At 74.3% G+C, this 21,932-nt stretch carries 25 protein-coding genes and 1 pseudogene; 12 read left to right on the top strand and 14 right to left on the bottom strand.

Annotated features, from left to right (window positions below; all coding sequences use genetic code 11):
- Window positions 1-3: 3 nt before the first annotated feature.
- Window positions 4-939 (top strand): ABC transporter permease, encoded by a 936-nt coding sequence (locus JQC91_RS02130; protein WP_203285118.1) that lies wholly within the window; start codon window positions 4-6, stop codon window positions 937-939.
- Between the two features lie 59 nt (window positions 940-998).
- Window positions 999-2,093, top strand: a complete 1,095-nt coding sequence (locus JQC91_RS02125; protein WP_203285117.1) for a BMP family ABC transporter substrate-binding protein — start codon at window positions 999-1,001, stop codon at window positions 2,091-2,093.
- Window positions 2,094-2,151: 58 nt separating this feature from the next.
- On the opposite strand, the gene JQC91_RS02120 is transcribed toward JQC91_RS02125, so the two are convergent.
- Window positions 2,152-2,622, bottom strand: a complete 471-nt coding sequence (locus JQC91_RS02120) for a hypothetical protein (protein WP_203285116.1) — start codon at window positions 2,620-2,622, stop codon at window positions 2,152-2,154.
- Window positions 2,623-2,747: 125 nt separating this feature from the next.
- Between JQC91_RS02120 and JQC91_RS02115 the strand changes: the two are divergent.
- From JQC91_RS02115 to JQC91_RS02105, 3 genes and pseudogenes are all read left to right on the top strand, one after another.
- Window positions 2,748-3,683: pseudogene (locus tag JQC91_RS02115) on the top strand (aldo/keto reductase).
- 83 nt (window positions 3,684-3,766) lie between these two features.
- The gene (locus tag JQC91_RS02110) at window positions 3,767-4,840 is read left to right on the top strand and encodes an FAD-dependent oxidoreductase (RefSeq protein ID WP_203285115.1); all 1,074 of its coding nucleotides are present in this window, start codon (window positions 3,767-3,769) and stop codon (window positions 4,838-4,840) included.
- Window positions 4,837-5,466, top strand: coding sequence for a DUF938 domain-containing protein (locus tag JQC91_RS02105; RefSeq protein WP_343069886.1), 630 nt, complete (start codon window positions 4,837-4,839; stop codon window positions 5,464-5,466). The genes JQC91_RS02110 and JQC91_RS02105 overlap by 4 nt, the downstream gene beginning before the upstream one ends.
- A 32-nt stretch (window positions 5,467-5,498) precedes the next feature.
- Here the strand turns inward: JQC91_RS02105 and meaB are convergent, their stop codons facing one another.
- The gene (gene meaB / locus JQC91_RS02100) at window positions 5,499-6,488 is read right to left on the bottom strand and encodes a methylmalonyl Co-A mutase-associated GTPase MeaB (RefSeq protein ID WP_203285114.1); all 990 of its coding nucleotides are present in this window, start codon (window positions 6,486-6,488) and stop codon (window positions 5,499-5,501) included.
- A 46-nt stretch (window positions 6,489-6,534) separates the two neighbouring features.
- On the opposite strand from meaB, the gene JQC91_RS02095 reads away from it, so the two are divergent.
- Both JQC91_RS02095 and hrpB read left to right on the top strand, forming a co-directional pair.
- Window positions 6,535-7,167: a hypothetical protein gene (locus tag JQC91_RS02095; RefSeq protein ID WP_203285113.1), complete on the top strand. Its 633-nt coding sequence runs from the start codon at window positions 6,535-6,537 to the stop codon at window positions 7,165-7,167.
- Complete coding sequence (gene hrpB / locus JQC91_RS02090; protein WP_203285112.1) at window positions 7,164-9,503, top strand: ATP-dependent helicase HrpB; 2,340 nt, start codon at window positions 7,164-7,166, stop codon at window positions 9,501-9,503. The genes JQC91_RS02095 and hrpB overlap by 4 nt, the downstream gene beginning before the upstream one ends.
- On the opposite strand, the gene JQC91_RS02085 is transcribed toward hrpB, so the two are convergent.
- From JQC91_RS02085 to JQC91_RS02050, 8 genes are all read right to left on the bottom strand, one after another.
- A complete protein-coding gene (locus JQC91_RS02085; protein WP_203285111.1) occupies window positions 9,500-10,300 on the bottom strand; it encodes an alpha/beta hydrolase in 801 nt (266 codons plus the stop codon). The two genes, hrpB and JQC91_RS02085, sit on opposite strands and share 4 nt — an antisense overlap.
- A gap of 137 nt (window positions 10,301-10,437) precedes the next feature.
- Entirely contained in the window at window positions 10,438-10,992 is a 555-nt protein-coding gene (locus JQC91_RS02080; protein ID WP_203285110.1) for a F0F1 ATP synthase subunit B, read from the bottom strand.
- A gap of 3 nt (window positions 10,993-10,995) precedes the next feature.
- Complete coding sequence (locus JQC91_RS02075; protein WP_203285109.1) at window positions 10,996-11,553, bottom strand: F0F1 ATP synthase subunit B'; 558 nt, start codon at window positions 11,551-11,553, stop codon at window positions 10,996-10,998.
- Between the two features lie 78 nt (window positions 11,554-11,631).
- Window positions 11,632-11,877, bottom strand: coding sequence for a F0F1 ATP synthase subunit C (locus JQC91_RS02070; RefSeq protein WP_203285108.1), 246 nt, complete (start codon window positions 11,875-11,877; stop codon window positions 11,632-11,634).
- Window positions 11,878-11,929: 52 nt separating this feature from the next.
- Window positions 11,930-12,643, bottom strand: a complete 714-nt coding sequence (locus JQC91_RS02065) for a F0F1 ATP synthase subunit A (protein ID WP_238941294.1) — start codon at window positions 12,641-12,643, stop codon at window positions 11,930-11,932.
- 143 nt (window positions 12,644-12,786) lie between these two features.
- Window positions 12,787-13,116, bottom strand: a complete 330-nt coding sequence (locus tag JQC91_RS02060) for an AtpZ/AtpI family protein (RefSeq protein WP_203285107.1) — start codon at window positions 13,114-13,116, stop codon at window positions 12,787-12,789.
- A gap of 145 nt (window positions 13,117-13,261) precedes the next feature.
- Window positions 13,262-14,173 (bottom strand): hypothetical protein, encoded by a 912-nt coding sequence (locus JQC91_RS02055; protein WP_203285106.1) that lies wholly within the window; start codon window positions 14,171-14,173, stop codon window positions 13,262-13,264.
- Window positions 14,163-14,984 carry a DUF6502 family protein gene (locus JQC91_RS02050; RefSeq protein ID WP_203285105.1) on the bottom strand — a complete coding sequence of 274 codons (822 nt, stop codon included), beginning with the start codon at window positions 14,982-14,984 and terminating at the stop codon, window positions 14,163-14,165. Before JQC91_RS02050 ends, JQC91_RS02055 begins: the two co-directional genes overlap by 11 nt.
- 134 nt (window positions 14,985-15,118) lie before the next feature.
- On the opposite strand from JQC91_RS02050, the gene JQC91_RS02045 reads away from it, so the two are divergent.
- Complete coding sequence (locus tag JQC91_RS02045) at window positions 15,119-15,628, top strand: fasciclin domain-containing protein (protein ID WP_203285104.1); 510 nt, start codon at window positions 15,119-15,121, stop codon at window positions 15,626-15,628.
- A gap of 60 nt (window positions 15,629-15,688) precedes the next feature.
- Window positions 15,689-16,021: a metalloregulator ArsR/SmtB family transcription factor gene (locus JQC91_RS02040; RefSeq protein ID WP_203285103.1), complete on the top strand. Its 333-nt coding sequence runs from the start codon at window positions 15,689-15,691 to the stop codon at window positions 16,019-16,021.
- Here the strand turns inward: JQC91_RS02040 and JQC91_RS18195 are convergent.
- The 4 genes from JQC91_RS18195 to JQC91_RS02020 form a co-directional block, all read right to left on the bottom strand.
- Entirely contained in the window at window positions 16,000-17,199 is a 1,200-nt protein-coding gene (locus JQC91_RS18195) for a glycosyltransferase family 4 protein (protein ID WP_203285102.1), read from the bottom strand. The genes JQC91_RS02040 and JQC91_RS18195 overlap by 22 nt on opposite strands.
- Entirely contained in the window at window positions 17,196-17,999 is an 804-nt protein-coding gene (locus JQC91_RS02030) for a FadR/GntR family transcriptional regulator (protein WP_203285101.1), read from the bottom strand. The genes JQC91_RS18195 and JQC91_RS02030 overlap by 4 nt, the downstream gene beginning before the upstream one ends.
- 149 nt (window positions 18,000-18,148) lie before the next feature.
- Window positions 18,149-18,784 carry an OmpA family protein gene (locus JQC91_RS02025; protein WP_203285100.1) on the bottom strand — a complete coding sequence of 212 codons (636 nt, stop codon included), beginning with the start codon at window positions 18,782-18,784 and terminating at the stop codon, window positions 18,149-18,151.
- Between the two features lie 127 nt (window positions 18,785-18,911).
- Window positions 18,912-19,808 carry a bifunctional helix-turn-helix domain-containing protein/methylated-DNA--[protein]-cysteine S-methyltransferase gene (locus JQC91_RS02020; RefSeq protein ID WP_238941244.1) on the bottom strand — a complete coding sequence of 299 codons (897 nt, stop codon included), beginning with the start codon at window positions 19,806-19,808 and terminating at the stop codon, window positions 18,912-18,914.
- A gap of 80 nt (window positions 19,809-19,888) precedes the next feature.
- Between JQC91_RS02020 and nth the strand changes: the two genes are divergently transcribed.
- The 3 genes from nth to JQC91_RS02005 all read left to right on the top strand — a co-directional run bounded on the left by nth (window position 19,889) and on the right by JQC91_RS02005 (window position 21,880).
- Complete coding sequence (gene nth / locus JQC91_RS02015; RefSeq protein WP_203285099.1) at window positions 19,889-20,533, top strand: endonuclease III; 645 nt, start codon at window positions 19,889-19,891, stop codon at window positions 20,531-20,533.
- Complete coding sequence (locus tag JQC91_RS02010) at window positions 20,530-20,793, top strand: hypothetical protein (protein ID WP_203285098.1); 264 nt, start codon at window positions 20,530-20,532, stop codon at window positions 20,791-20,793. The genes nth and JQC91_RS02010 overlap by 4 nt, the downstream gene beginning before the upstream one ends.
- 94 nt (window positions 20,794-20,887) lie before the next feature.
- Window positions 20,888-21,880: an adenosine kinase gene (locus JQC91_RS02005; RefSeq protein WP_203285097.1), complete on the top strand. Its 993-nt coding sequence runs from the start codon at window positions 20,888-20,890 to the stop codon at window positions 21,878-21,880.
- The last annotated feature ends 52 nt before the right edge of the window (window positions 21,881-21,932 follow it).

The raw sequence follows: 21,932 nt of genomic DNA, 5'->3' as shown, positions 1-21,932 counted from the left end.
GGAATGATCGGCTCCATCGACCCGGCTTTGCTCGTCGCGGCCCTCATGGTTGCCTCGACGCCCATCCTGCTCGCCGCCTTGGGCGAACTCGTCGTCGAGCGCGCGGGCGTCCTCAACCTCGGGGTCGAGGGGATGATGATCATGGGGGCCGTCACCGGCTTCATGGCCGCCGTCGCGTCGGACAACTCGTGGGTCGGCTTCCTCGCCGCGATGGGCGCGGGCGCGGCGATGGCCACGCTGTTCGGCATCCTGACCCAGCACCTGCTGTCGAACCAAGTGGCGACGGGCCTCGCCCTCACGCTCTTCGGGCTCGGCCTCTCGGCGCTGCTCGGGCAGGGCTGGGTGGGGATCAAGGCGCCGGGGCTCGCGCGGCTGGACCTCGGCCCGCTCTCGGACCTTCCGGTGCTGGGGCCCATGCTCTTCCGCCACGACCCGCTGGTCTACGTCTCGCTCGCCCTCGTGGCGGCGACGTGGTGGGTCCTGAACCGCAGCCGCGCGGGCCTCGTGCTGCGCGCCGTGGGCGAATCGGCCGAGGCGGCGCACGCGCTCGGCTACGACGTCCGCGGGGTCCGCATGGCCGCTATCGCCTTCGGCGGCGCGATGGCGGGGCTGGGCGGGGCCTACCTGTCGCTCGTCCGGGTGCCCGCGTGGACCGAGGGCATGACGGCCGGCGCGGGATGGATCGCGCTGGCCATCGTGGTCTTCGCCTCGTGGCGCCCGGGCCGCGCTCTGATCGGCGCCTATCTCTTCGGCGGCATCGCCGTGCTGCAGCTGAACCTGCAGGCGGCGGGCGCCCGCATCCCGGTCGAGCTGCTGAGCGCGTCGCCCTACCTTGCCACCATCCTCGTCCTCGTGGTCATCTCCGCGCGCGCCAAGGCCGGCGGCGTCCGGGGCGACGCCCCCGCCGACCTCGGCAAGCCCTTCCACGCGGCGAGATAGCCGTCACTGCCACTGCCAAAGCGGCCCGCCCTCGCGGCCGCCACTTAGGGGAGACCTCCATGATCCGCAGAACCCTGCTCGCCACCGTCGCCGCGCTGGCCGCCACCGCCACCGGCGCCTTCGCCGACGGGCACGAGCCGCTGAAGGTCGGCTTCGTCTACGTCGGCCCGATCGGCGACGGCGGCTGGACCTACCAGCACGACCAAGGCCGCCTCGCGGTGGAGGAGGAGTTCGGCGACCGCGTCGAGACGATCTACCAGGAGAACGTCCCCGAAGGGGCCGACGCCGAGCGGGTCATCACCCAGATGGCGCTCCAAGGCGCGGACCTGATCTTCACGACGTCCTTCGGCTACATGGACCCGACCAACGCGGTCGCCGCCAAGTTCCCGGACGTGAAGTTCGAGCACGCCACCGGCTTCAAGCGCGAGCATCCTAACGTCTCGACCTACGACGCGCGCTTCTACGAGGGCCGGGCCGTGATCGGCCACATCGCCGGCCACATGACCGAGACCAACAAGATCGGCTACATCGCGTCCTTCCCGATCCCCGAGGTCATCCAAGGCATCAACTCGGCCTACCTCCATGCGTCCAAGGTGAACCCCGACGTCGAGATGGTCGTGACGTGGGTCTACACGTGGTTCGACCCCGCGAAGGAGGCCGACGCGGCCCGCGCGATGATCGACCAAGGCGTCGACGTCATCATGCAGCACACCGACTCGACCGCGCCGCAGGCCGCCGCCGCCGAGGCCAACGCCAACGGGGGCCGCGTGTTCACCTTCGGGCAGGCCTCCGACATGTCCGAGTTCGCCCCCAACCCCCGCATCGCGTCGATCATCGACGACTGGGCGCCATACTACATCGAGCGCGTGGGCGCGGTGCTGAACGGCACGTGGGAGCAGCAGGCCCACTGGGGCGGGATGCCCGAAGGCGAGGTCGTGATCGGCGAGATCACCTCCGAGGTCCCCGCCGAGGTGAAGGCCGAGGCCGAGCAGATGATCGCCGACATCACGTCGGGCGCGTACCACCCGTTCACCGGCCCCATCAACAAGGCCGACGGGACGCCGTGGCTGGCCGAGGGCGAGGTCGCCGAGGACGGCGCGCTCGCGGGGCTCGACTTCTACGTCGAGGGCATCGACGCCGAGATCCCGAACTGAGCCGGTCGAGACGACCTGCGGAAGGGCGCCCCTGCGGGCGCCCTTTCTCGTTCCGGGCCTAGCGCCGGTCGCGTGGCCGGGAGGAGAGGGCCGCCGCCACCGGCCGTCCGAGCGCCGCGCTCTCGAGCGCCTCGCCGCGGGCAAGCACGTCCAAGGTCGCAGCCAGCCGCTCGACGCGCCACAGGCCGATGCCGAACGCGGCCCCGCCCGCGAGAAGGCCCGCCGCCCCGCCGAGGCCCAGCCCCAGCAGCGCGACCATGGTCCCCGCGAGCGCGACGGACCATGCCTGCGCCTCCGCGCGCATCGCGGTCGCCCGGACGTGGGGACGCGGCGCGCCGCGTCGGCGCGCGGCCTCGACCAGCGCGTCGAACACGTTCTCCTCCAGCCACAGCAGCCGCAACGTCGCCAGCACGAGCCCGAGCGCGACGAGGGGACCGGGAAGGGCCGGGACGGCCAGCGCGGAGATCGCGAGAAGGGCGGCCCCCGTGGCGAGGTGGGCGGGATCGTCCGAGCGCGGCGGGCGGGACATGACGGGACCTCCGGAAGGAACGGGACGTCGGCACAACCCCAGCGGGTGCGGGCAAGGTTCCATGACATCCATGCGACGGCCGGTCCCCGCTTCCCAGCGCGCGCCCCGGCGTCCATGCTCGACCCATGACGCAGCTCACGACCCTCGACGGGACGCCCGTCTCCGGCCTCTGCTTCGGGGCGATGCAGTTCGGCGGCACCGCCGACGAGGCGGCCTCCCGCGCCCTCTACGACGCCTGCCGCGCGGCGGGGATCAACTGGTTCGACACCGCCCACGCCTACACCGGCGGGACGTCCGAGCGGCTCCTCGGCGGCTTCGCCTCGCCGGAGCGCGAGGCGGTGCTGATCGCGACGAAGGCCAGCTACGACGGCGGGGCGGGCCGGGCCAACATCCTGCGGAGCCTCGACGACTCCCGCGCGCGGCTCGGGACGGACGTGATCGACCTCCTCTACCTCCACCGCTGGGACGACGCGACGCCGCTGGAGGAATCGTTCGAGACCTTGGCCGAGCTCCGGCGGGCGGGCGCGATCCGCGCCATCGGGGTCAGCAACTACGCCGCATGGCAGGTGATGAAGGCCCAAGCCGTCGCCGCGGCCTTCGACACCCGGATCGACGCGATCCAGCCGATGTACAACCTCGTCAAGCGCCAAGCCGAGGTCTAGATCCTGCCCATGGCCGCCGACCAAGGGATCGCCGTCGCGCCCTACTCCCCGCTGGGCGGCGGCCTGCTGACGGGCAAGTACGCGGGCGGGACGGGCGGGGGGAGGATCGTGGACAACGAGATGTACGCGAAGCGCTATGCGCCCGGCTGGATGCACGCCGCGGCCGCCGACCTCGCGGCGCTCGCGCGCGAGGCGGGCCACGACCCGGCCACGCTGGCCGTCGCATGGGTCGCGGCGCACCCCTCCGTGACCGCGCCGATCGTCAGCGCGCGCTCCGTCGGGCAGCTGCGTCCTTCCCTCGCGGCGGCGGACCTCGTCCTCGACGGGGCGCTGAAGGCCCGGCTCGACGCGCTCGCCCCCGCCCCGCCCCCGGCCACCGACAGGCTGGAGGAGGCCTGAGCGCACCGTTTCCCGCCGCCGAACGTCCTGTCCCGCCGGAAGCGCTTGCCGAACGGCCCGTGCGGGGGGACGGTCGCGTCACCATGATCCACGCGGACTTCATCGTGATCGGGGGCGGCATCGCCGGCACCTCCGCCGGGGCCGCCCTCGCGTCGCTCGGACGGGTGCTGCTGTGGGAGGCGGAGGCCGACCTCCGCCACCATGCTTCCGGGCGCTCCGCCGCGCTGTTCGAGGAGAGCTACGGCCTTCCCCCGACCGTCGCCCTGAACCGCGCCAGCCGCGCCGCCCACGCGGCGGCGGAGCACCTGTCGGCGCGCGGCCTCCTGCTCGTCGGGATGGCGGGCGAGGAGGACGCGCTCGCGCGCGACGTCGGGGAGATGCGCCTCGCCCCCCTCTGCGCCGCCGAGGCCAGGGACCGCGTCCCGATCCTGTCGGACGCGGTGATCGGGGCGGGCTGGCACGACGACGCGTGGGACCTCGACACGGACGCCATGGTGACGGGCGCGGCCCGCGCCATACGCGACGCGGGCGGGGCGGTGGAGACCGGACGGCGGGTGGACCGGATCGCGCGCACGGCCGCCGGGTGGCGGGTCCACGCGGGCGACCGCGTCGCCGCGGCGCCGGTGCTCGTGGACGCCGCCGGGCCGTGGGCCGACGCGGTGGCGGGGATGGCCGGCGTGGCGCCCATGGGCCTGACGCCGCTGCGCCGGTCGATGGCGCGGATCGCGGCGCCGGCGGGCCATGACGTGCGCGGGTGGCCCATGGTCCTCGGGGCCGGGGAGTCGTGGTACATGAAGCCCGACGCGGGCGCGCTGATCGTCTCGCCTGCCGAGGAGGAGCCGGCGGAGGCCCATGACGCATGGGCCGACGACATGGTCATCGCCGAGGCGCTGCACCGCTGGGAAGGGGCCGTCACCGTGCCCGCGACCCGGCCGCTCGCGACGTGGGCGGGGCTGCGGACCTTCGCGCCGGACCGGGCGCTGGTCCTCGGGCCGGACCCGGACGAGCCGTCCTTCGTCTGGTGCGCGGGGCAGGGCGGCTACGGCTTCCAGACGGCCCCCGCCGCCGCCCGCCTCCTCGCGGACCGGGTGGCGGGGCGGGCGCCGGAGCTGGACCCCGCCACCGTCGCGGCCCTTTCCCCGGAGCGGCTCCGGTGACCCGCAGGCTGGACCTCCCCGACGGGGCCGAGGCGCGGGACGGGCTGCTGCACGCGCCATCGGCGGAACGGAACGCGGAGCCGATCCTCGCGGTGCTGGACCCGCGGCTGCCGACCGCCGGACGGGTGCTGGAACTGGCGTCGGGCACGGGCCAGCACGTCGCGACGCTGGCCGCGCGGCACCCCGGCCTGACCTTCGAGCCGACCGAGCCGGACCCGCTGCGCCGGATGACGATCGACCGCCGCTGCGCCGCGCTCCCCAACGTCGCGGCGGCCCGCGACCTCGACGTGTCGGTCGCGGGCTGGGGCGCGCGGGGACCTTGGGACGCGGTGGTCGTGGTGAACCTGCTGCACCTGATCTCGGACGCGGAGATGGCGGTGCTCCTCGACGAGGCGGCGCGGGGCCTCGCGAGGGGCGGCCTCTTCGCCGTCTACGGGCCGTTCCGGCGCGCGGACGCGCCGATGACGGAAGGCGACGCGGCCTTCGACGCGAGCCTGCGGTCACAGGATCCGGCCATCGGCTACAAGGAGGCGGAGGTGGTCGAGAGCGTGCTCGCTGCGCTCGGCCTGCGGCCCGAGCGGGTCGAGATGCCGGCGAACAACCTGATGGTGCTGGCGCGGCGGTAGCCGGACACGCGACCGCCGCGCGGGCGCGTCGCTCAGGAGGAAGCCGACCCGGCCGTCCCCCGCAGCCACGCCAGCATCTCGGCCGCCGCCGCGCCCGGCGCGCTCCGGCCGGCGGCGACCGCCTCGGACATCGCCGCCATCTGCGCCCTCGCGTCCCCCTCCCGGAGCACGGCGAGCAGCCCCGCCCGCACCTCCTCCTCGAACCAGTGCGCGGCCTGCGCCGCCCGCGCCGTGGCCCAGTGCCCCTCGGCCCGGCGCCAGTCCGAAAGCTCCGTCATCGCCGCCCACGCCGCGTCGAGCCCCGTCCCCTCCACCGCGCTGACCGGCAGCACCTTGGGGAAGCCCGGCGCGTCCTGCGGGCGGCGGCGCAGGAGCCGCAGCGCGGAGGCGTAGTCCGAGACGGTGCGCGTCGCGGTCTTGGCCAGTTCGCCGTCGGCCTTGTTCACGAGGATCAGGTCGGCGGTCTCCATGATGCCGCGCTTGACGCCCTGCAGCTCGTCCCCGCCCGCGGGCGCGATGAGCAGCACGAAGAGGTCCGACATGCGCGCCGCCGCCGTCTCGCTCTGGCCGACGCCGACCGTCTCGATCAGCACGACGTCGAAGCCCGCCGCCTCGCACAGGCTGGCGGCCTCGCGGGTCCGCCGCGCCACGCCGCCCAGATGCGCGGCCGAGGGGGAGGGGCGGACGTAGGCGTCAGGGTCGCGCGACAGCCGGTCCATGCGGGTCTTGTCGCCGAGGATCGACCCGCCGGTGCGGGCGCTGGACGGATCGACGGCGAGGACCGCCACCTTGAGGCCGAGCCCCGTGAGCATCCCCCCGAACGCCTCGACGAAGGTGGACTTGCCCACGCCCGGCGTCCCCGACAGCGCGATGCGCGCCGCCTCCCGCCCCTCGGACTGCGCGGCCTGCAGCAGGTCCACGGCCCGCGCCCGGTGGTCGGGGCGGGTCGATTCGACCAGCGTGATCGCCCGCGAGAGCGCCCGGCGGTCGCCGGAAAGGAGGGGCGCGAGGAGGTCGTCCATGCGCGCGGTGATGGCATGAGGGGGCGGTCCGCGCTAGCTGACGCTCATGCGCCTGTTGCTCGCCCTCCTTCTGCTCGCCCCGCCCGCCGCCGCCCAGTCGGCGTGGGAGATGCGCGTGGCGGGCGTGCCGGTGGGCGAGGCGACGCTGACGCTGTCGGGATCGGTCCTCGAGGGAACGGCGCGGTCCACGGGCATCGCGCGGGCGGCCGGGGGCTACGACTGGGCCGCGCGGCGCAGCGGCACGCGCTACGAGGAGGCGGAGCGCGTGCGGGGCGAGGACCGGCGCACGCGGCTGCGCCTCGGGTCCGGCGTGGAGGTCTTGGAGGTGCCGGAGGGGGAGGTCGCGCTGGACGCGGCCCTGCTGCGCGGCGCGGTGGACCCCGTGACCGCGATGGTCCGCCTCCTGCGCGACCGGCCTGCCGGGGCCGCGCCCTGCGCGCTCGACGTCCGGTTCACGGACGGGGTGAGGCTCGGGCGGATGACCTTGGCGCCCGGACCCGATCCGCTGACCTGCGCCGGGGCTTGGGCCCGCTTGGCCGGGCCGCCCCCGGCGGACGGGCGCGAGCGTCGCCGCTCGGCGGCCTTCGCGGTGGTGCTGGTCCCGCTGGGCGACGGCTTCCGCGTCGTGGAGGTCAACGCCGAGGCGCCCATCGGACGGTTCCGCCTGATCCGGCGATGAGGCTGCCCGTCGACGACGTGCTGCCGGACCTCCTGCGCGCCCTGCGCGCCGACGGGGCCGCCGTGCTCCAAGCGCCGCCCGGCGCGGGCAAGACGACCCGGGTGCCGCCCGCGCTCTTGGAGGACGTGAGGGGCAGGATCGTGATGCTGGAGCCGCGCCGCCTCGCGGCGCGGGCCGCGGCCACGCGCATCGCGGAGGAGATGGGCGAGGCGCCGGGCGGGGCGGTGGGCTATCGGATGCGGGGGACGTCCGTCCCCGGGGACCGGATCGAGGTCGTGACCGAGGGGATCCTGACCCGGATGCTGCAGTCCGACCCCGACCTGCCGGGCGTCGGCGCGGTGATCTTCGACGAGTTCCACGAGCGCTCGCTCAACGCGGACCTGGGGCTCGCGCTGTGCTTGGAGGCGCGGTCGGTGCTGCGCCCCGACCTCTGGCTGCTGGCGATGTCGGCGACGCTGGACGCGGGGCCGGTGGCGGAGCTGATGGGCGCGCGGGTCGTGACGTCGGAGGGCCGGGCCTTCCCGGTGGAGCGGCGGTGGCGGGCCAAGCCCGCCGGCGGGCGGCTGGAGCAGGACGTGGCCGGGCTGGTGCGCGACGCCCTGGAGGCCGTGGACGGCGGGGTGCTGGCCTTCCTTCCGGGCGAGGGGGAGATCCGGCGGTGCATGGCGCTGCTGGACGACCTGCCCCCCGGCGTGGAGGTGCGGCCCCTCTACGGGGCGCTGCCCTTCGAGCGGCAGAGGGCGGCGATCCGACCGGCGGACGGGGGAACGCGAAAGGTCGTTCTGGCGACGTCCATCGCCGAGACCTCCCTCACCATCGAGGACGTGCGCGCGGTCGTGGACGGCGGTCGGGCGCGGCGGATGCGGTTCGACCCCTCCTCGGGCATGGCGCGGCTGGTGACCGAGCGGGTCACGCGGGCGGAGGCCGCGCAGCGTGCGGGGCGCGCGGGGCGGGTGGCCGAGGGCGTGGCCTTCGCCAACTGGACCCGCGGGGAGGAGGGGGCGCTGGCCGCCCACGCGCCGCCGGAGATCGAGGTGGGCGACCTCGCGGGGCTGGCGCTGGAACTGGCGGCGTGGGGGTCGGACGACCTGCCGTTCCTGACCCCGCCCCCGGAGGGTGCGCTGGCCGAGGCGCGGGCGCTGCTCCACGACCTCGGGGCGCTGGAGGACGGGGCGATCACCGAGCACGGACGGGCCCTCGCCCGCCTGCCGCTCCATCCCCGCCTCGCCCACATGGTCGCGCGCGGGGGCAGGGGCGCGGCCCGCCTCGCGGCGCTGCTCGCGGCGCGGCCGGCCCCGGGGCCGGTGGACCTGACGGACGCGTTGCGCGCGCTCCGGCCGGAGGTGGCCGCCGAGGCCAAGCGGCTGCGGCGCCACGAGGGCGGCCCGGACCTGTCCCCCGCGCAGCAACTCTCCCTCGCCTATCCCGACCGCATCGGCCTGCGCCGGCACGGCGACGCGCCGCGCTGGCTGCTCTCCGGCGGCAAGGGTGCATGGATGGACGCGGGGGAGCCGCTGGCGCAGGTCCGCCTGATCGTGGCCGCGGACCTCGACGGGGACCGGCGGGAGGCGCGGGTGCGCCGGGCGCTCGCGCTGTCGGAGGCGGAGCTGCGCGAGGTGCATGGCGCGCGGATCGCGTGGGTGGACCTGTGCGCATGGTCGCCGCGGGACCGCCGGGTGCAGGCCCGCCGGCAGGAGCGGCTGGGGGCCATCGTGCTGGACGACCGTGTCTGGCGGGGCGCGCCGCCCGAGGCGCGGGCGCGGGCGGCGCTGGACGGCGTGCGCGACCTCGGGCTCGAGTGCCTCGACTGGACCGCGGCGGCGCGGCTGGCGCGGGCGCGGCTCGCCGCCGCGGGCCTGCGGGACGTGACGGATGCCGGGCTGCTGTCCGCCGCGGAGGATTGGCTGCTGCCCGTCCTCGGCGGGGTGCGTTCGGCGGACGACCTCGCGCGGCTGGACCCGGCGCGGGCGCTGCTCGACTGGCTGGACTGGGGAGAGCGGCAGGACCTCGACCGCCGCGCGCCGCCGCACTACGAGACCCCGCTCGGGCGACGGGTGCCGATCGACTACGGGGGAGAGACGCCGACGGTGTCCCTGCGCCTGCAGGAGCTCTTCGGAGAGACGCGGCATCCGGCGGTCGGAGGCACCCCCCTCCGCATGGAGCTGCTGTCGCCGGGGCAGAAGCCCGTGGCGGTGACGACCGACCTGCCGGGCTTCTGGCGCGGCGGCTACGCGGACGTGCGCAAGGACATGCGCGGGCGCTACCCCCGCCATCCGTGGCCGGAGGATCCCACCGAGGCGGACCCGACGCTCCGCGCCAAGCGCCGCGGCTCCTAGGCCAACAGGTCCTTGAGGATCCGGCTGCCTGCGTCCTCCAGCCCCTCGATCACGTCGAAGTGGTGGCGGCCCGTGTGCAGCCGCAGCGTCGCGCCCCACACCTCCGACAGGCGGTCTGCCTGCCAGAGGAACGCGGGACGCTCGGCCGCGCCCACGTGCACCGAGATACGGACGCCCGAAAGCGGGCGCCCGAGGACCGGGGATTCGGAATGGGCGTCCTCCGCGTCGATGCGCCAGTCCGAGTTGAGCGTGAGGCGGGCCAGAGGCCGAAGGTCGGAGAGGGGCGAGATCGGCACGGATGCGCGGAGGCGGGCGGCGCATCGCGGCGCCGCATCGGGCATGGAGAGGCGCGCGACGAGGTGGCCCCCGGCGGAGTGCCCCGCGAGGCGGACCGGCCCCGGGACCCGCGCGGCGGCCGCATCGACGGCGCGGGCGACGTCCCGCGTGATCGACGCGATCCGCGCCTCGGGGGCGAGCACGTATCCCGGGATGGCGACCGCGTGCCCCGCCTCGAGCGCGCCCCGCGCGAGGTGAGACCAGTCGCTGCGGTCGAACGCCCGCCAGTATCCCCCGTGCACGAACACAACGAGGCCCCGCGGCGGGCCGTCGGGCCGGAACAGGTCGAGCGCGGCCCGCGGATGGTCGCCGTAGGCGATGGTCTCGGGCGGTCGGGCCTCGCGGAACGCGGCCGCGGCCTCGGCCCAGCGGTCCGGGTAGGCGGCGGCGCCGGGGATGTGGGGCGCGTTGGCGTACCCGTCGTCCAGCGACGCGCGCTCGAGGTTTCGCCAGCCGTCCATCCTGCGCCCCTCCGGATGCGAAAAGGGCGCGGATGGCCCGCGCCCTCGTCGGATTGGAGAAGACCGTCGCGTCGGGATCAACCCCTCGGCGACGGACCCGTGGCCCCGCGCCCGCGATGCGGACGAAAGGCCGCGGTTCAGTGCATCTTCTGACGCACGACCTCGATCGAGTCGTCGATCAGCTTGTTCGCCTGCTGCGCGCCCATCTGCGCAGCCACGACCTGCGCCGCGACGGAGGTCGCCACTTGGATCGCGCGGTCGCGCACCTCGCGGACGGCGGCGTCCTGGGCCGAGCCGATCTGGTCCTCGGCGGCGGACAGGCGGCGCTCCACCTGGCGGTCGAGGTCGGCGCGGGCCTGCTGCGAGGCGGCCTCGGCCTCGCGGCGGGCGTTAGCGACGATCTCGTCGGCTTGGTCCTGCGCGGCGCGGGTCTTGCGCTCGTAGTCGGCGAGCACCTTCTGCGCGTCCTCGCGGATGGTGCGCGCCTCGTCGAGGTCGCGGCGGATGCCCGCGGCCCGGTCGTCGAGCATGGCCGACAGCTTCGGCGGGACCTTCAGGTAGAAGATGATGCCCACGAAGAGGAGGAAACCGATTGTGACGACGAAGTCGGTGTTCTTCAGCGAGAAGAACGGCCCCGACGCAGCCAGCGCCGGCGTGGCCAGCAGCAGGAGGGGGAGGGCGAGTCGGATCATTGCTCAGGCTCCCTTCACGCGGGCGTCGACGGCGGCGTCGATGGCGGCTTGGTCCGGCGTGCCACCGAGGGCCGCCACGAGGTCGCCCGCCACGTCCTTGGCCACTTGGGCCACGGAGGTCTCGGCGCCCGCGCGGATCTCCGCGATGGCGGCCTCGGACTCGGCGGTCTTGGCGGCGATGCGCTCGTCGGCCTGCGCGAGCGCGGCATCGAGGTCGCGTTGGATGTCGGCGCGCATGTCCGCGTTGATGCGGTTCGCCTCGGCCCGCGCGTCGGCCAGCGCCTTGTCGTAGGCGGCCTCGGCCTCGGTGGCTTGGCGCTTGAGGTCTTCGGCGGCGGCGAGGTCGTTTGAGATGGTGCCCGACCGCTCGGCCAGCACCGCGGTCATGCGCGGCAGGGCGTAGCGGGTCAGGATGAAGAAGATCGCGGCGAGGGCCACCAGCAGCCAGAAGATCTGGTTGGCGAACCACGCGTCGCAGAGCTGCGGCATGCCGATGGCGTTGCCGAGCGCGTTGACGCAGGCGCTGGCGGTCCCGTCCGTGACGACGACGGCGTCGGCCATGTCAGGCTCCGTGGATCAGAGGGGGGATGCTACGGCGGGGGCTTCGGGCCCCCGCCGCGCGCAAGGATAGCCGATCGCTCAGACGGCGAACATCAGCAGCAGCGACACGAGGAAGGCGAAGATGCCCAGCGCCTCGGCGAACGCGATGCCGATGAAGAGGGTCGCCGTCTGGGCGCCGGCGGCCGACGGGTTGCGCAGCGCGCCCGCCAGGAAGTTGCCGGCCACGTTGCCCACGCCGATGGCGGCGGCGCCCGAGCCGATGGCGGCCAGACCGGCGCCGATGAACTTGCCGGTGTCGGCCAGGATTACGATGTCGCCTTCCATGGGGATGCTCCTTGCGTTGGAAGTCAGTCGTGAGGGGGTCCGATCCGGCCCGTCAGTGGTGCGGGTGCAGCGCGTCCTTGAGGTACACGCAGGTCAGGATCGTGAAGACGTAGGCTTGGATCGCGCTCACCAGCACCTCCAGCCCGAAGATGGCGACGATGCCGAGGATGGCGATTGGCGCGACGGCGGTGATGGCCGCGAAGCCCGCGAACACCTTGAGCACCGCGTGGCCCGCCATGACGTTGCCCGCCAGTCGGATGGAGTGGCTCACGGGGCGCACGAAGTAGGAGATGATCTCGATCACGGCGAGGATCGGGCGCAGCGCCAGCGGCGCGCTGTCGACCCAGAACAGCTTGAGGAAGCCCGCGCCGTTCTTGACGAAGCCGAGGATCGTCACCGCGATGAACACCCCGAAGCCCAGCACCGCCGTCACCGCGATGTGCGAGGTGGGCGAGAACGACATCGGGATCAGCGCGAGGAAGTTCGCGAAGAAGATGAACAGGAACAGCGTGAAGATGTAGGGGAAGTACTTGAGCGCGTCGCGCCCGGTCACGTCCTCGACCATCTTGTGCACGAAGCCGTAGGCCAGCTCGGCCATCGACTGCCCCTTGGACGGCACGATCGCGCGGCCCCGGGTCATCAGCAGCATCAGGATCGCGACGCAGGCGACGGCCAGCGCCATCCACGCGGTCGCGTTGGTGATCGTGTACCACGCCACGGGGTCGCCCGCCTCGCCGAACAGCGGCTTCACGATGAACTGGTCCATCGGGTGGAACGACAGGCCACCCTCGTAGTCGGCCTCGGGCGTGACGCCCACGGCGTCCACGGCGGGCTCGGCGTCGGGCACGGGGGCGGCGGTGACCATGTCGGTCTGGTCGCCCTCGACCACGATGACCTCTTCGTTCTCCATCAGGCGTCCCCGTCCTTGGTCGCGTCTCTCTCGGGCGCGTCCATGCGCGCCTGCACCTCCTGCGCGGAGGCGATCATCGTCTTCACCCCGGCCGCGAAGCCGAGCAGCGTGAACACGACCAGGAACCACGGCAGGGTTCCGAAGAGCGCGTCCAGCCCGTATCCCATCCCGAAGCCGATCAAGAGGCCGGCGACCAGTTCGACCACCATCCGCCATGCAAGCTGGGCGCGGTGATGGTGGCTCTCCTGATGGGGGGCGGGGGCGTCCTTGGCGCGCATCTCGGCGATCCTGCGCTCCAGCGCGGCCAGCCGATCCTCGTCCTCGGGCATCCTCGGGTCCCCCACGGGTCGGGCAGGCGTCTAGGCGGCGGCGGGAGGGGTGTCAAACGGACCGAATTTCCCAACCGGAGCAGTGGTTTGACGAGCGCCGCAAGCGCCTCCGGCGAATCCGCTCGTTCAACCCCGGCGTTGAACGTCAGTCGCGCGTGCGGACCACCCGACCGCCGAATCCGGGGCCGATGCCGCCCGCCAAGGCCAGCCGCCGCGCCCCGAGCCCCTCGGGCAGCACGTAGCCCGCCCGCGCGGAGAACCGCCCGTCGTAGGGCCCCGCGTAGACCGCGCGCCGCCCGGCCAGCGGCGCGAGCGAGAGGTCCGGCGCGAAGCGATGGCCCAGCCCCGACAGCCGGAAGCCGGGCGCCGCCGCGATCCGATCGAGGTAGCCCTCGACCGCGAGCGCCCCGATCCCCGCCGCGAATGCCGCACGCCCGACATCGGCGCGCTCGACCCGCAGCCCGCCGTCCTCGCCGCGCCCGAGCGCGGTGACGTAGCTGCCCGGATCGACCCGTGCGTCGATCGGAGCCCCGCCGATGCGCCCGTCCCCCGCCGTGCCGGCCACGAGGTCGAGCGGATGCGGCGCGGGCTCCACCCGGCTCGCCACGAGGGTGCCGCCCTCCCACACGCCGCTCACGGCGGCGCGTTCGCCCTCGACCGGGCGGCCGAGCGCGCCCCGCTCCGCGCGCACCGGGGAACCGTTCACCGTGAACCGCCCGCCGCGCAGCTCCCGCACCGTCCCGACGAGCTGCCAGTCGATCGAGACGTCGCGCGTGGCGTAGGTCCCGTCCGCCGCGCGGACGGCCCGCGCCGAGAGCGACATCCCCTGCGCGAGGGCCGAGGGGGCGACGTCGCCGTAGGCCGTGCGCACGCGCAGCCCCTGCGCGAAGCCCAGCCGCAGGCCGTTGACGCGGATCGAGCCGAGCGCCGTCAGCGTCCCGACGATCCCTGTCCCCCCGATCCCGCCCTCGAACGGATCCTCCCGGTCCTGACCGCGCGCGGGCGCGGCGATGGACGCGCCGAGCAGCGCCAGCAGGGAGCGGCGGTCAATCGTCACGGCGGTCCTCCTTGTCTTCCCGCAGCAGGTAGACGCCGAAGCGATAGCGCTCCGTCGCGGCCGCGTCCCCCGCCGCCTCGCGCTGGAGGTCGGTGGACATGGCGTTGAGGTCCTCCAGCGCGGACTGCGCGAGGTCGCGGGCCCGCGCCTCGACGGCGTCCACCGCCCCGGGGGTCAGCCGGTTGAAGAACACGGCGCGCTCGAGGAACCGCGGCTCCCCCGACAGGACGTTCTCCGTGGCCGCCGCGAGGTGGTCGCCGACGTTGGCGGCGAAGAACACCATCCGGTCGTCGGCGGCCCCCGGCCCGGCCAGCGCCGTCTCGGTGAGGTGGAGCAGGCCGTCGCGCTCCTCCACCAGCCCCTGCCGCATCAACTCGTCGAGCACGGTGCGCGGACGCACGTCCCGGCTCACCTCCCCCGCCAGCGTCTCGAAGTCGGCGCCGCCCGCGTCCGCGCGGGGCAGGGGCATGGGGCGCCCGTCCGCGTCGCGCAGGTCCGCCCGGCCGCGCCAGCGGCCCAGCACCGTAGCCGAGGTCGCCGCCTTCTGCCGCGCCGTCTCCCACGCCTCGTCGGTGGCCGACAGGATCGCGCGCACGTCGCGGCGGTGCACCCCCGTCAGGATCGTCACGCGGCTGTCGGTCGGGGGCGCGTCGTCGATGCGGAAGTCGCGATGGGCGACCTCGACGTAGACGGACTTGAGCAGCCGGTAGAGCGCGGGCGCGGTCACCCCGCGCGCGATCAGGAGGCGCACGAGGGGGCGCAGCATGCCCCGCAGCATGCGCATCGTGGTGGTCGCGTCCGAGTCGCTCATCCCTCCCCAGATAACGACCGTGTGAAAAATCTCCACACCATCGTTGACACGATGCCGGCATGCCGCAGATTGCGACGTGGGTAAAATGCACACAAGACTGGTCCGGCACCCACCGGACCCGACAGGAGAGACCGATGACCCTATCGCTGACCCGCCGCGCGGCCCTCGCCGCCGTGGCCGCCGCCGCCTCCGTCACGCTGGCCGCGCCGCTCCCCGCCAAGGCGCAGGCCACGGGCGACATCGTGGACACCGCCGTCGCGGCGGGCTCCTTTTCCACGCTGGTCGCCGCCGTGCAGGCCGCCGGCCTCGTCGAGACGCTCAAGGGCCCCGGCCCGCTGACCGTCTTCGCTCCGACGGACGAGGCCTTCGCCGCGCTGCCCGCCGGCACGGTCGAGTCGCTGCTGCTGCCGGAGAACCGCGACCGGCTGGTGTCGATCCTCACCTATCACGTCGCGCCGGACAGCTACCCCGCCGAGGCGCTGCTCGGCCAGCGCGGGCGCATCCCCACGGCGCAGGGCGGGCGCCTGCGGATCGACGGCACGGACGGGGTCTCCGTCGACGGGGCGACCGTCACCGCGCCGGACGTGTTCGCCACCAACGGCGTCATCCACGTCATCGACGCGGTTCTGATGCCCGATCACTGATCGCCGCGCCGCCCGCGGGCGCCCGTTCCACCGGGCGCCCGCATCTGGCATGGACGGTCCATGCCCGCGCCCTCCCTCGACACGGTCTTCGCCGCCCTCGCCGACCCGACGCGGCGTGCGATCCTGTCGATGCTGCTCGAGGACGACATGGCGGTGACCGACGTGGCCGCCCCCTTCGACGTGAGCCTCGCGGCCATCTCCAAGCATCTCGGCACCCTCGTGCGCGCCGGGCTCGTCGTGCAGGAGCGGCGGGGCCGCGTCGTGTGGTGCAAGCTCGACCCCGACGGCCTGCGCGAGGCCGGGGCGTTCCTGCAGGGGTTCGGACGGTTCGAGGGGCCGGACTGGGACCGGATCGAGGCGCTGCTCGAGTCCTACGGGATCAGCGAGCGGTAGAGCGCGGCGACGCGCTCCCCCTTGGCCGGCCACAGGCCCTCCGCCTCGACCTTCGCCCTGGCGCGCGCGCCCATCTCCGCCGCCGCGACCGGGTCGTCCGCGATGCGGCGGATGCCGGCCGCGATGCCTGCGACGAACGCCTCCGGGTCGCTCGGCGGCACCATCACGGCGCAGCTTCGATCGAGGATCGCGCCCGGCCCGCCGTAGTCGGCGGCCACGATCGGCAGGCCCCAGCGCATCGCCTCGTAGACGACGTTGCCCGCCGGCTCCCGGAACGACGGGAACACGAACGCGTCCGCCGTCGCGTAGAGCGCCTCGACCTCCCCGCGCGGGATCAGCCCGAGGAACCGCACCCGGTCCCCCAGCCCCGCCGCCTCGGCCTCGGCCCGGCAGGGCGCGATCTCCGGCCCGTCGCCCGCGGAGGTCAGGTGCAGGCGCGGGTCGTTCAGCCGCGCCATCGCCCGGATCACGTCGCGCAGCCCCTTGGTCCGCACGCCGCGGCCGACGTGGAGGAGGCGGACCTTGCCGTCCCCCACGGGGCGGCGCGGCCCGGCCACGCCGTCGATCCCGAGCTCGAGCACCGTCTCGTAGCGGCGCGGCGGCAGCCCCGCCGCCACCAGCCGCTCCCGCACGTAGGGGGCGACGCCCAGCACCAGCGCCGCCTCGGCGTAGGATCCGCGCAGCCACGGGTCGCGGCGCAGGCGCAGGCCGTCGAGGCCCCGCGCCGCCTCCTTCAGGGTCGGGCGCCCCATCTCACCGCGCAGCCCCGGCGGGGTCGGCAGCGCCCCCCCCAGCGGGCCGATCACGAAGGGCAGCGGCCCGCCCCGGAACGGGCTGGGGTAGCGCATCGCCTGCGGCATGACCTGGTGGCCGAGGTCGTAGTCGCCCGCGTGCTCCCGCACGTGCCGCCGCACCCGGCGCGCCAGCAGCGGCCATTCCGGCTTGGCGAGGCGGCGCAGCGCCCCCATCCGCCAGACCGCGCCGGGCAGCCGCGCCCCGATCACGCGCACGCCCGGCAACTGCTCCGCCATCGGGGTGTGGCCCGGCTGCTCGAACGCCATCAGCGTGAGGTCCACGCGGTCCGCCAGCATCTCCGCCCAGCGGAAGGCAACGAAGGCCTCGCCCGTCGCCTCCCGCGAGGCGAAGGGCGAGACCATCAGCACGCGGGGCCGGCTCACCGTCCCGCCTCCTCCTGCGCGAGCCGGGCGCGGGCGACGGCCTCGTGCGCGGCGGCCTCGCGCTGGTCGCGCAGGCGACCGCGCACGTAGTCGAGATGCCCCTCCATCGCCCCCCGCGCGCCCTCGGCGTCGCGCGACTGGATCGCGGCGTTGATCGCGCGGTGCTGGTCGAGCAGCGCGCCGCCGGTCGTCCGCTGGCGGAACATCACCGCCCGGTTGCGCGCCACCGCCTCGCGCAGGAGCCCGAGGGTCGCGCGCATCACGTGCAGCATGACCGCGTTGTGGGACGCCTCGGCGATCGCCATGTGGAAGTCCGCGTCGAGCCGGGCCTCCGCCTCCGCGTCGCCCTTGGCCGCCGCCGCCTCCATCTTCCCGAACACCGCGTCGATCAAGGCGAGGTCCGTCTCCGACCCCGCGCGGGCGGCGCGGGCGGCGGCGAGCCCCTCGAGGTCGCGGCGGAAGGCCACGTGATCGTCGAGCGCCGTCTCGTGGGAGGCGAAGAGCGCGATGAGGGCGGGGGCGAAGCCTTGGCCGAGCGCGGCGTCGACGTAGACGCCCGACCCCGCCCGGCTCTCCAGCAGGCCGCGCGACGAGAGGTCCGCGATCGCCTCGCGCAGGGAGGGCCGCGACACGCCCAGCCGCTCGGCGAGGTCCCGTTCGGGCGGCAGCCGGTCGCCGGGGCGCAGCACGCCGCGCAGGATCAGCCCCTCGATCTGCCGGATCACGGCGGCGGCGAGCTTCTCGGATTCGATCGGCCGGAAGGGGGCGAGGGTCTGCGAGGACGAGGGTCGGGGGGACATGGGCGCGGCTCCGTTGGTCAACTCATATGACCACGTGCGCGTCATGTCACCGTGTCCTCCGGACGCAAGGAGGCCCCCCCGGACGCGCCCGGGGAGGCCCCGCCGACCCGGCGGTGGTTATCGATGTGGTGCGCCGGGCCGGACCGCGATCACCCGGCGGGGGTGATCACGATCTCGACGCGGCGGTTCTGCTGGCGGCCCTGCGGCGTCTGGTTCGTCGCGATGGGCTGGCTCTCGCCGCGGCCGGTGGCGATCACCTGGCTGGAGCCCGTGCCCGCCGAGCGCAGGATGTTGGCGACCGCGCGCGCGCGGCTCTCCGACAGGTCTTGGTTGAAGGCGGCGTCGCCGGTGCTGTCGGTGTGGCCGATCACCTGCACCGTCTGGTTCGGGTAGTTCCGCAGCACGCCCGCGAGGTCGAACAGGTCGTCCTGCAGGTCGCCGCGCACCGCCGAGGAGTTCACGTCGAACAGGATGTCCTGCGGCAGGTTCACGATCAGCTGGCTGCCCGTGTTGGTGATGCCGATGCGCCCGTCGCCCAGCTCGCGGCGCAGCTCGGCCTCCTGCCGGTCGAGGATGTTCCCGACCCCCGCCCCGATGGCCGCGCCGATCAGCGCGCCCGCCGCGACGTTGCCCGCGTCGCGCTCGCCGACGCGGCTACCGATTGCGCCGCCCGCGATGGCACCCGCGATGGCCCCGCCCTGCGTGTTGTTCTGAATCCCGCCCGTGGGGGCGCAGGCCGACAAGGCGAGCGCGCCGGCGGCGGCGAGAGTGAAATGCGTCTTCATGTCGATCCTCGACTTGTCCCGTGATGGAGCGGAGGGAACGCATGGATCGCGCGCCGGGTCCGCCCCTCCGGTCCGAACCGTGCAGGTCGGGCGGAGAGTTGCCGGCAGATGGGGGCAGGCGCCCGCGTTATGCAATATCGGCAGTGGGTTTGCCGATATGCGCCGGTCCCGCCTCGGTCCGGGCCGCCTCCCACGCGAGGATCGCGCGCTTGACCGGCAGGCCCCAGTGATAGCCGCCGAGGCCGCCCGACGCGCGCAGCGCCCGGTGGCACGGGATCAGGTAGGAGACCGGGTTCCGCCCCACCGCCGTGCCGACGGCGCGCACCGCCTTGGGGTGGCCGATGGCGCGCGCGATCTCGCCGTAGGTCGTCACGTGGCCCGAGGGCACGCGCATCAGCGCCTCCCACACCTTGATCTGGAACGGCGCCCCGATCAGGTGGAGCCGCGCCTCCCCGCGCGCGCCCCACGCGTCGCGCGCCATCTCCGCCACCGCGTCCTCGTCCGCCACGTAGTCCGCGGCGGGCCACCGCGCCCGCAGGTCCGCCATCGCCACCTCCGGCCCCATGTCCGCCGCCAAGGCGATCCCGCAGATTCCCCTGTCCGTCGCCATCACCAGCGCCGGCCCGAAGGGCCCGTCCACCCAGCCGTGCCGGATCGTCAGCCCCGCGCCCTTCCGGGCGTAGTCGCCCGGCGACATCGCCTCCCACCGCAGGAACAGGTCGTGCAGCCGCGACGTCCCCGACAGCCCGACCGAAAGCGACGTCTCCAAGGTGGTGAACCGCTCCGACAGCAGCGCCTTGGCGTGGCCGAGCGCGAGATACTGCTGCAGCCGCTTGGGCGAGATGCCCGCCCACGCCGTGAACACGCGCTGCAGGTGCGAGGGCGACAGCCCGACCGCCGCCGACAGGTCCTCCAGCGTCTGGTTCGGCGGCCCCGCGTCCACCGCCTCGATGGCCCGGCGCATCACGCCGTAGTGGTAGCGGTCCGCATGGGGGTCGGGGGGGAGGGCGCGCATCTGGGTCATGGGGGCCAAGATACGGGGCCGGCCCCCGTCCCGCGACCCGAACCTTGCGGGACCGCCCCCCGCATGGCACCGGGCGCCGCATGGCCAAGCAACTGCCCTACGCCACCATGCAGGAGGTCTTCCGCCGCTTCCACGCCGCGGAGGCCGAGCCGAAGGGCGAGCTGGAGCACGTCAACGCCTACACCCTCGTCGTCGCCGTGGCGCTGTCCGCGCAGGCCACCGACGCGGGCGTCAACAAGGCCACGCGGGGCCTCTTCGCCGTGGCCGACACGCCCGAGAAGATGCTCGCCTTGGGCGAGGAGGGCGTGACCGAGCACATCAAGACGATCGGTCTGTTCCGCAACAAGGCCAAGAACGTCATCAAGCTGTCCCACCGCCTCGTCGACGAGTTCGGCGGCGAGGTCCCGACCTCCCGCGCCGCGCTGGAATCCCTCCCGGGCGTCGGGCGCAAGACCGCCAACGTCGTCCTCAACATGTGGTTCGGCCACCCCGCGCAGGCCGTCGATACCCACATCTTCCGCGTCGGCAACCGCACCGGCATCGCGCCCGGAAAGGACGTCGTCGCCGTCGAGCGCGCCATCGAGGACCACGTCCCCGTCGAATGGCAGCGCCACGCCCACCACTGGCTCATCCTGCACGGGCGCTACACCTGCGTCGCGCGCAAACCCAAGTGCCCTGCCTGCCTGATCCGCGACCTCTGCCCCTACGAGGAGAAGACGGAATGATCGCTGCGGACTGGTCTGCCCGGACCACCGAGGCGGCCACGGCGATGGCGCAGATCCGATCCGGCGACGGGGACACGTACCGCGCGATCCGGGCGATGGAGGCGCTCGGGCCGGAGGCATCGGACGAGGTGATCGAATACCTCACGGGCGTCCTGTTCGAGGCAGGCGGCTCCCCGACGGACTTCCGAGAGGTGCAAGCCATGCTCGCGCGCGGCGCGTCTGCTGCCGAAATCGCCCGCCATATGAACACCCCGCTCTAGGGACACCTCCCTCATCTTGCTCCAATTACCTCGGGGGTCCGGGGGCGGAGCCCCCGGCGGATCGGCCCGCAGGGCCGACACGAAGGACACGAACATGAGCACCCAAGTCATCGGCATCGGCAACGCGATGGTCGACGTCATCGCCCCCGCCACCGACCTCTTCCTCGACCAGATGGGCATCGAGAAGGGCATCATGCAGCTGATCGAGCGCGACCGTGCCGAACTGCTCTACGCCGCGATGACCGAGCGGACCGAGGCGCCCGGCGGCTCGGTCGGCAACACCATCGCGGGGATCGGCGCGCTGGGCCTGCCGACCGCCTTCATCGGCAAGGTCCGCGACGACGCGCTGGGCCGCTTCTACGCCGACGCGATGGAGGCGCAGGGCACCGCCTTCCCGCTGCCGCCGCAGCCGGTGGAGCGCCCCACCTCCCGCTCGATGATCTTCGTCTCGCCCGACGGGGAGCGGTCCATGAACACCTATCTCGGCGCGGGCGCCGACCTCGGGTCGCGGGACGTGGACGGGCTGGGGGACTCGATCTTCGCGCAGGGGGGCCTGCTCTTCCTCGAGGGCTACCTCTTCGACAAGCCCGAGGGGAAGACCGCCTTCGCCGAGGCGGCTGCCAAGATGAAGGCGGCGGGCGGACGGACGGCGATCACCATCTCCGACCCGTTCTGCGCCGAGCGCCACCGCGCCGACTTCCAGCGCCTCATCGCCGGGGACGTGGACATCGCCATCGGCAACGCCGCCGAGTGGACGACCCTCTACGAGACCGACGACCTCGACGCGGCGATCGACCGCGCCGCGTCCGCCTGCGACCTCGTCGCCTGCACCCGCTCGGGCGAGGACGTCTGGATCCGGCAGGGGGCCGAGCGCTTCACCGCCCCCGTCACCCCCGCCCGCGTGGTCGACGCGACCGGCGCGGGCGACCAGTTCGCCGCCGGGTTCCTCTACGGCCTCGCCACCGGCCGCGACCCCGGCACGGCGGCCCGCATGGGCGTGGTCTGCGCGGCCGAGGTGATCGGCCACATCGGCCCCCGCCCGCAGGTCGACGTCATGGACCTGTTCCGCGAGGCGGGGCTCGCCTGACCCGTAGGGTGGGCGACAGCCCACGTCTTGGGACGCGTGGGCTGTCGCCCAC

Origin of the sequence: Jannaschia sp. Os4 (genome assembly GCF_016820245.1) — a bacterium.
Lineage (GTDB): Bacteria > Pseudomonadota > Alphaproteobacteria > Rhodobacterales > Rhodobacteraceae > Jannaschia.
The sequence above is the reverse complement of the archived record's forward strand: the minus strand, read 5'-3'. Positions and strand labels throughout refer to the sequence as shown.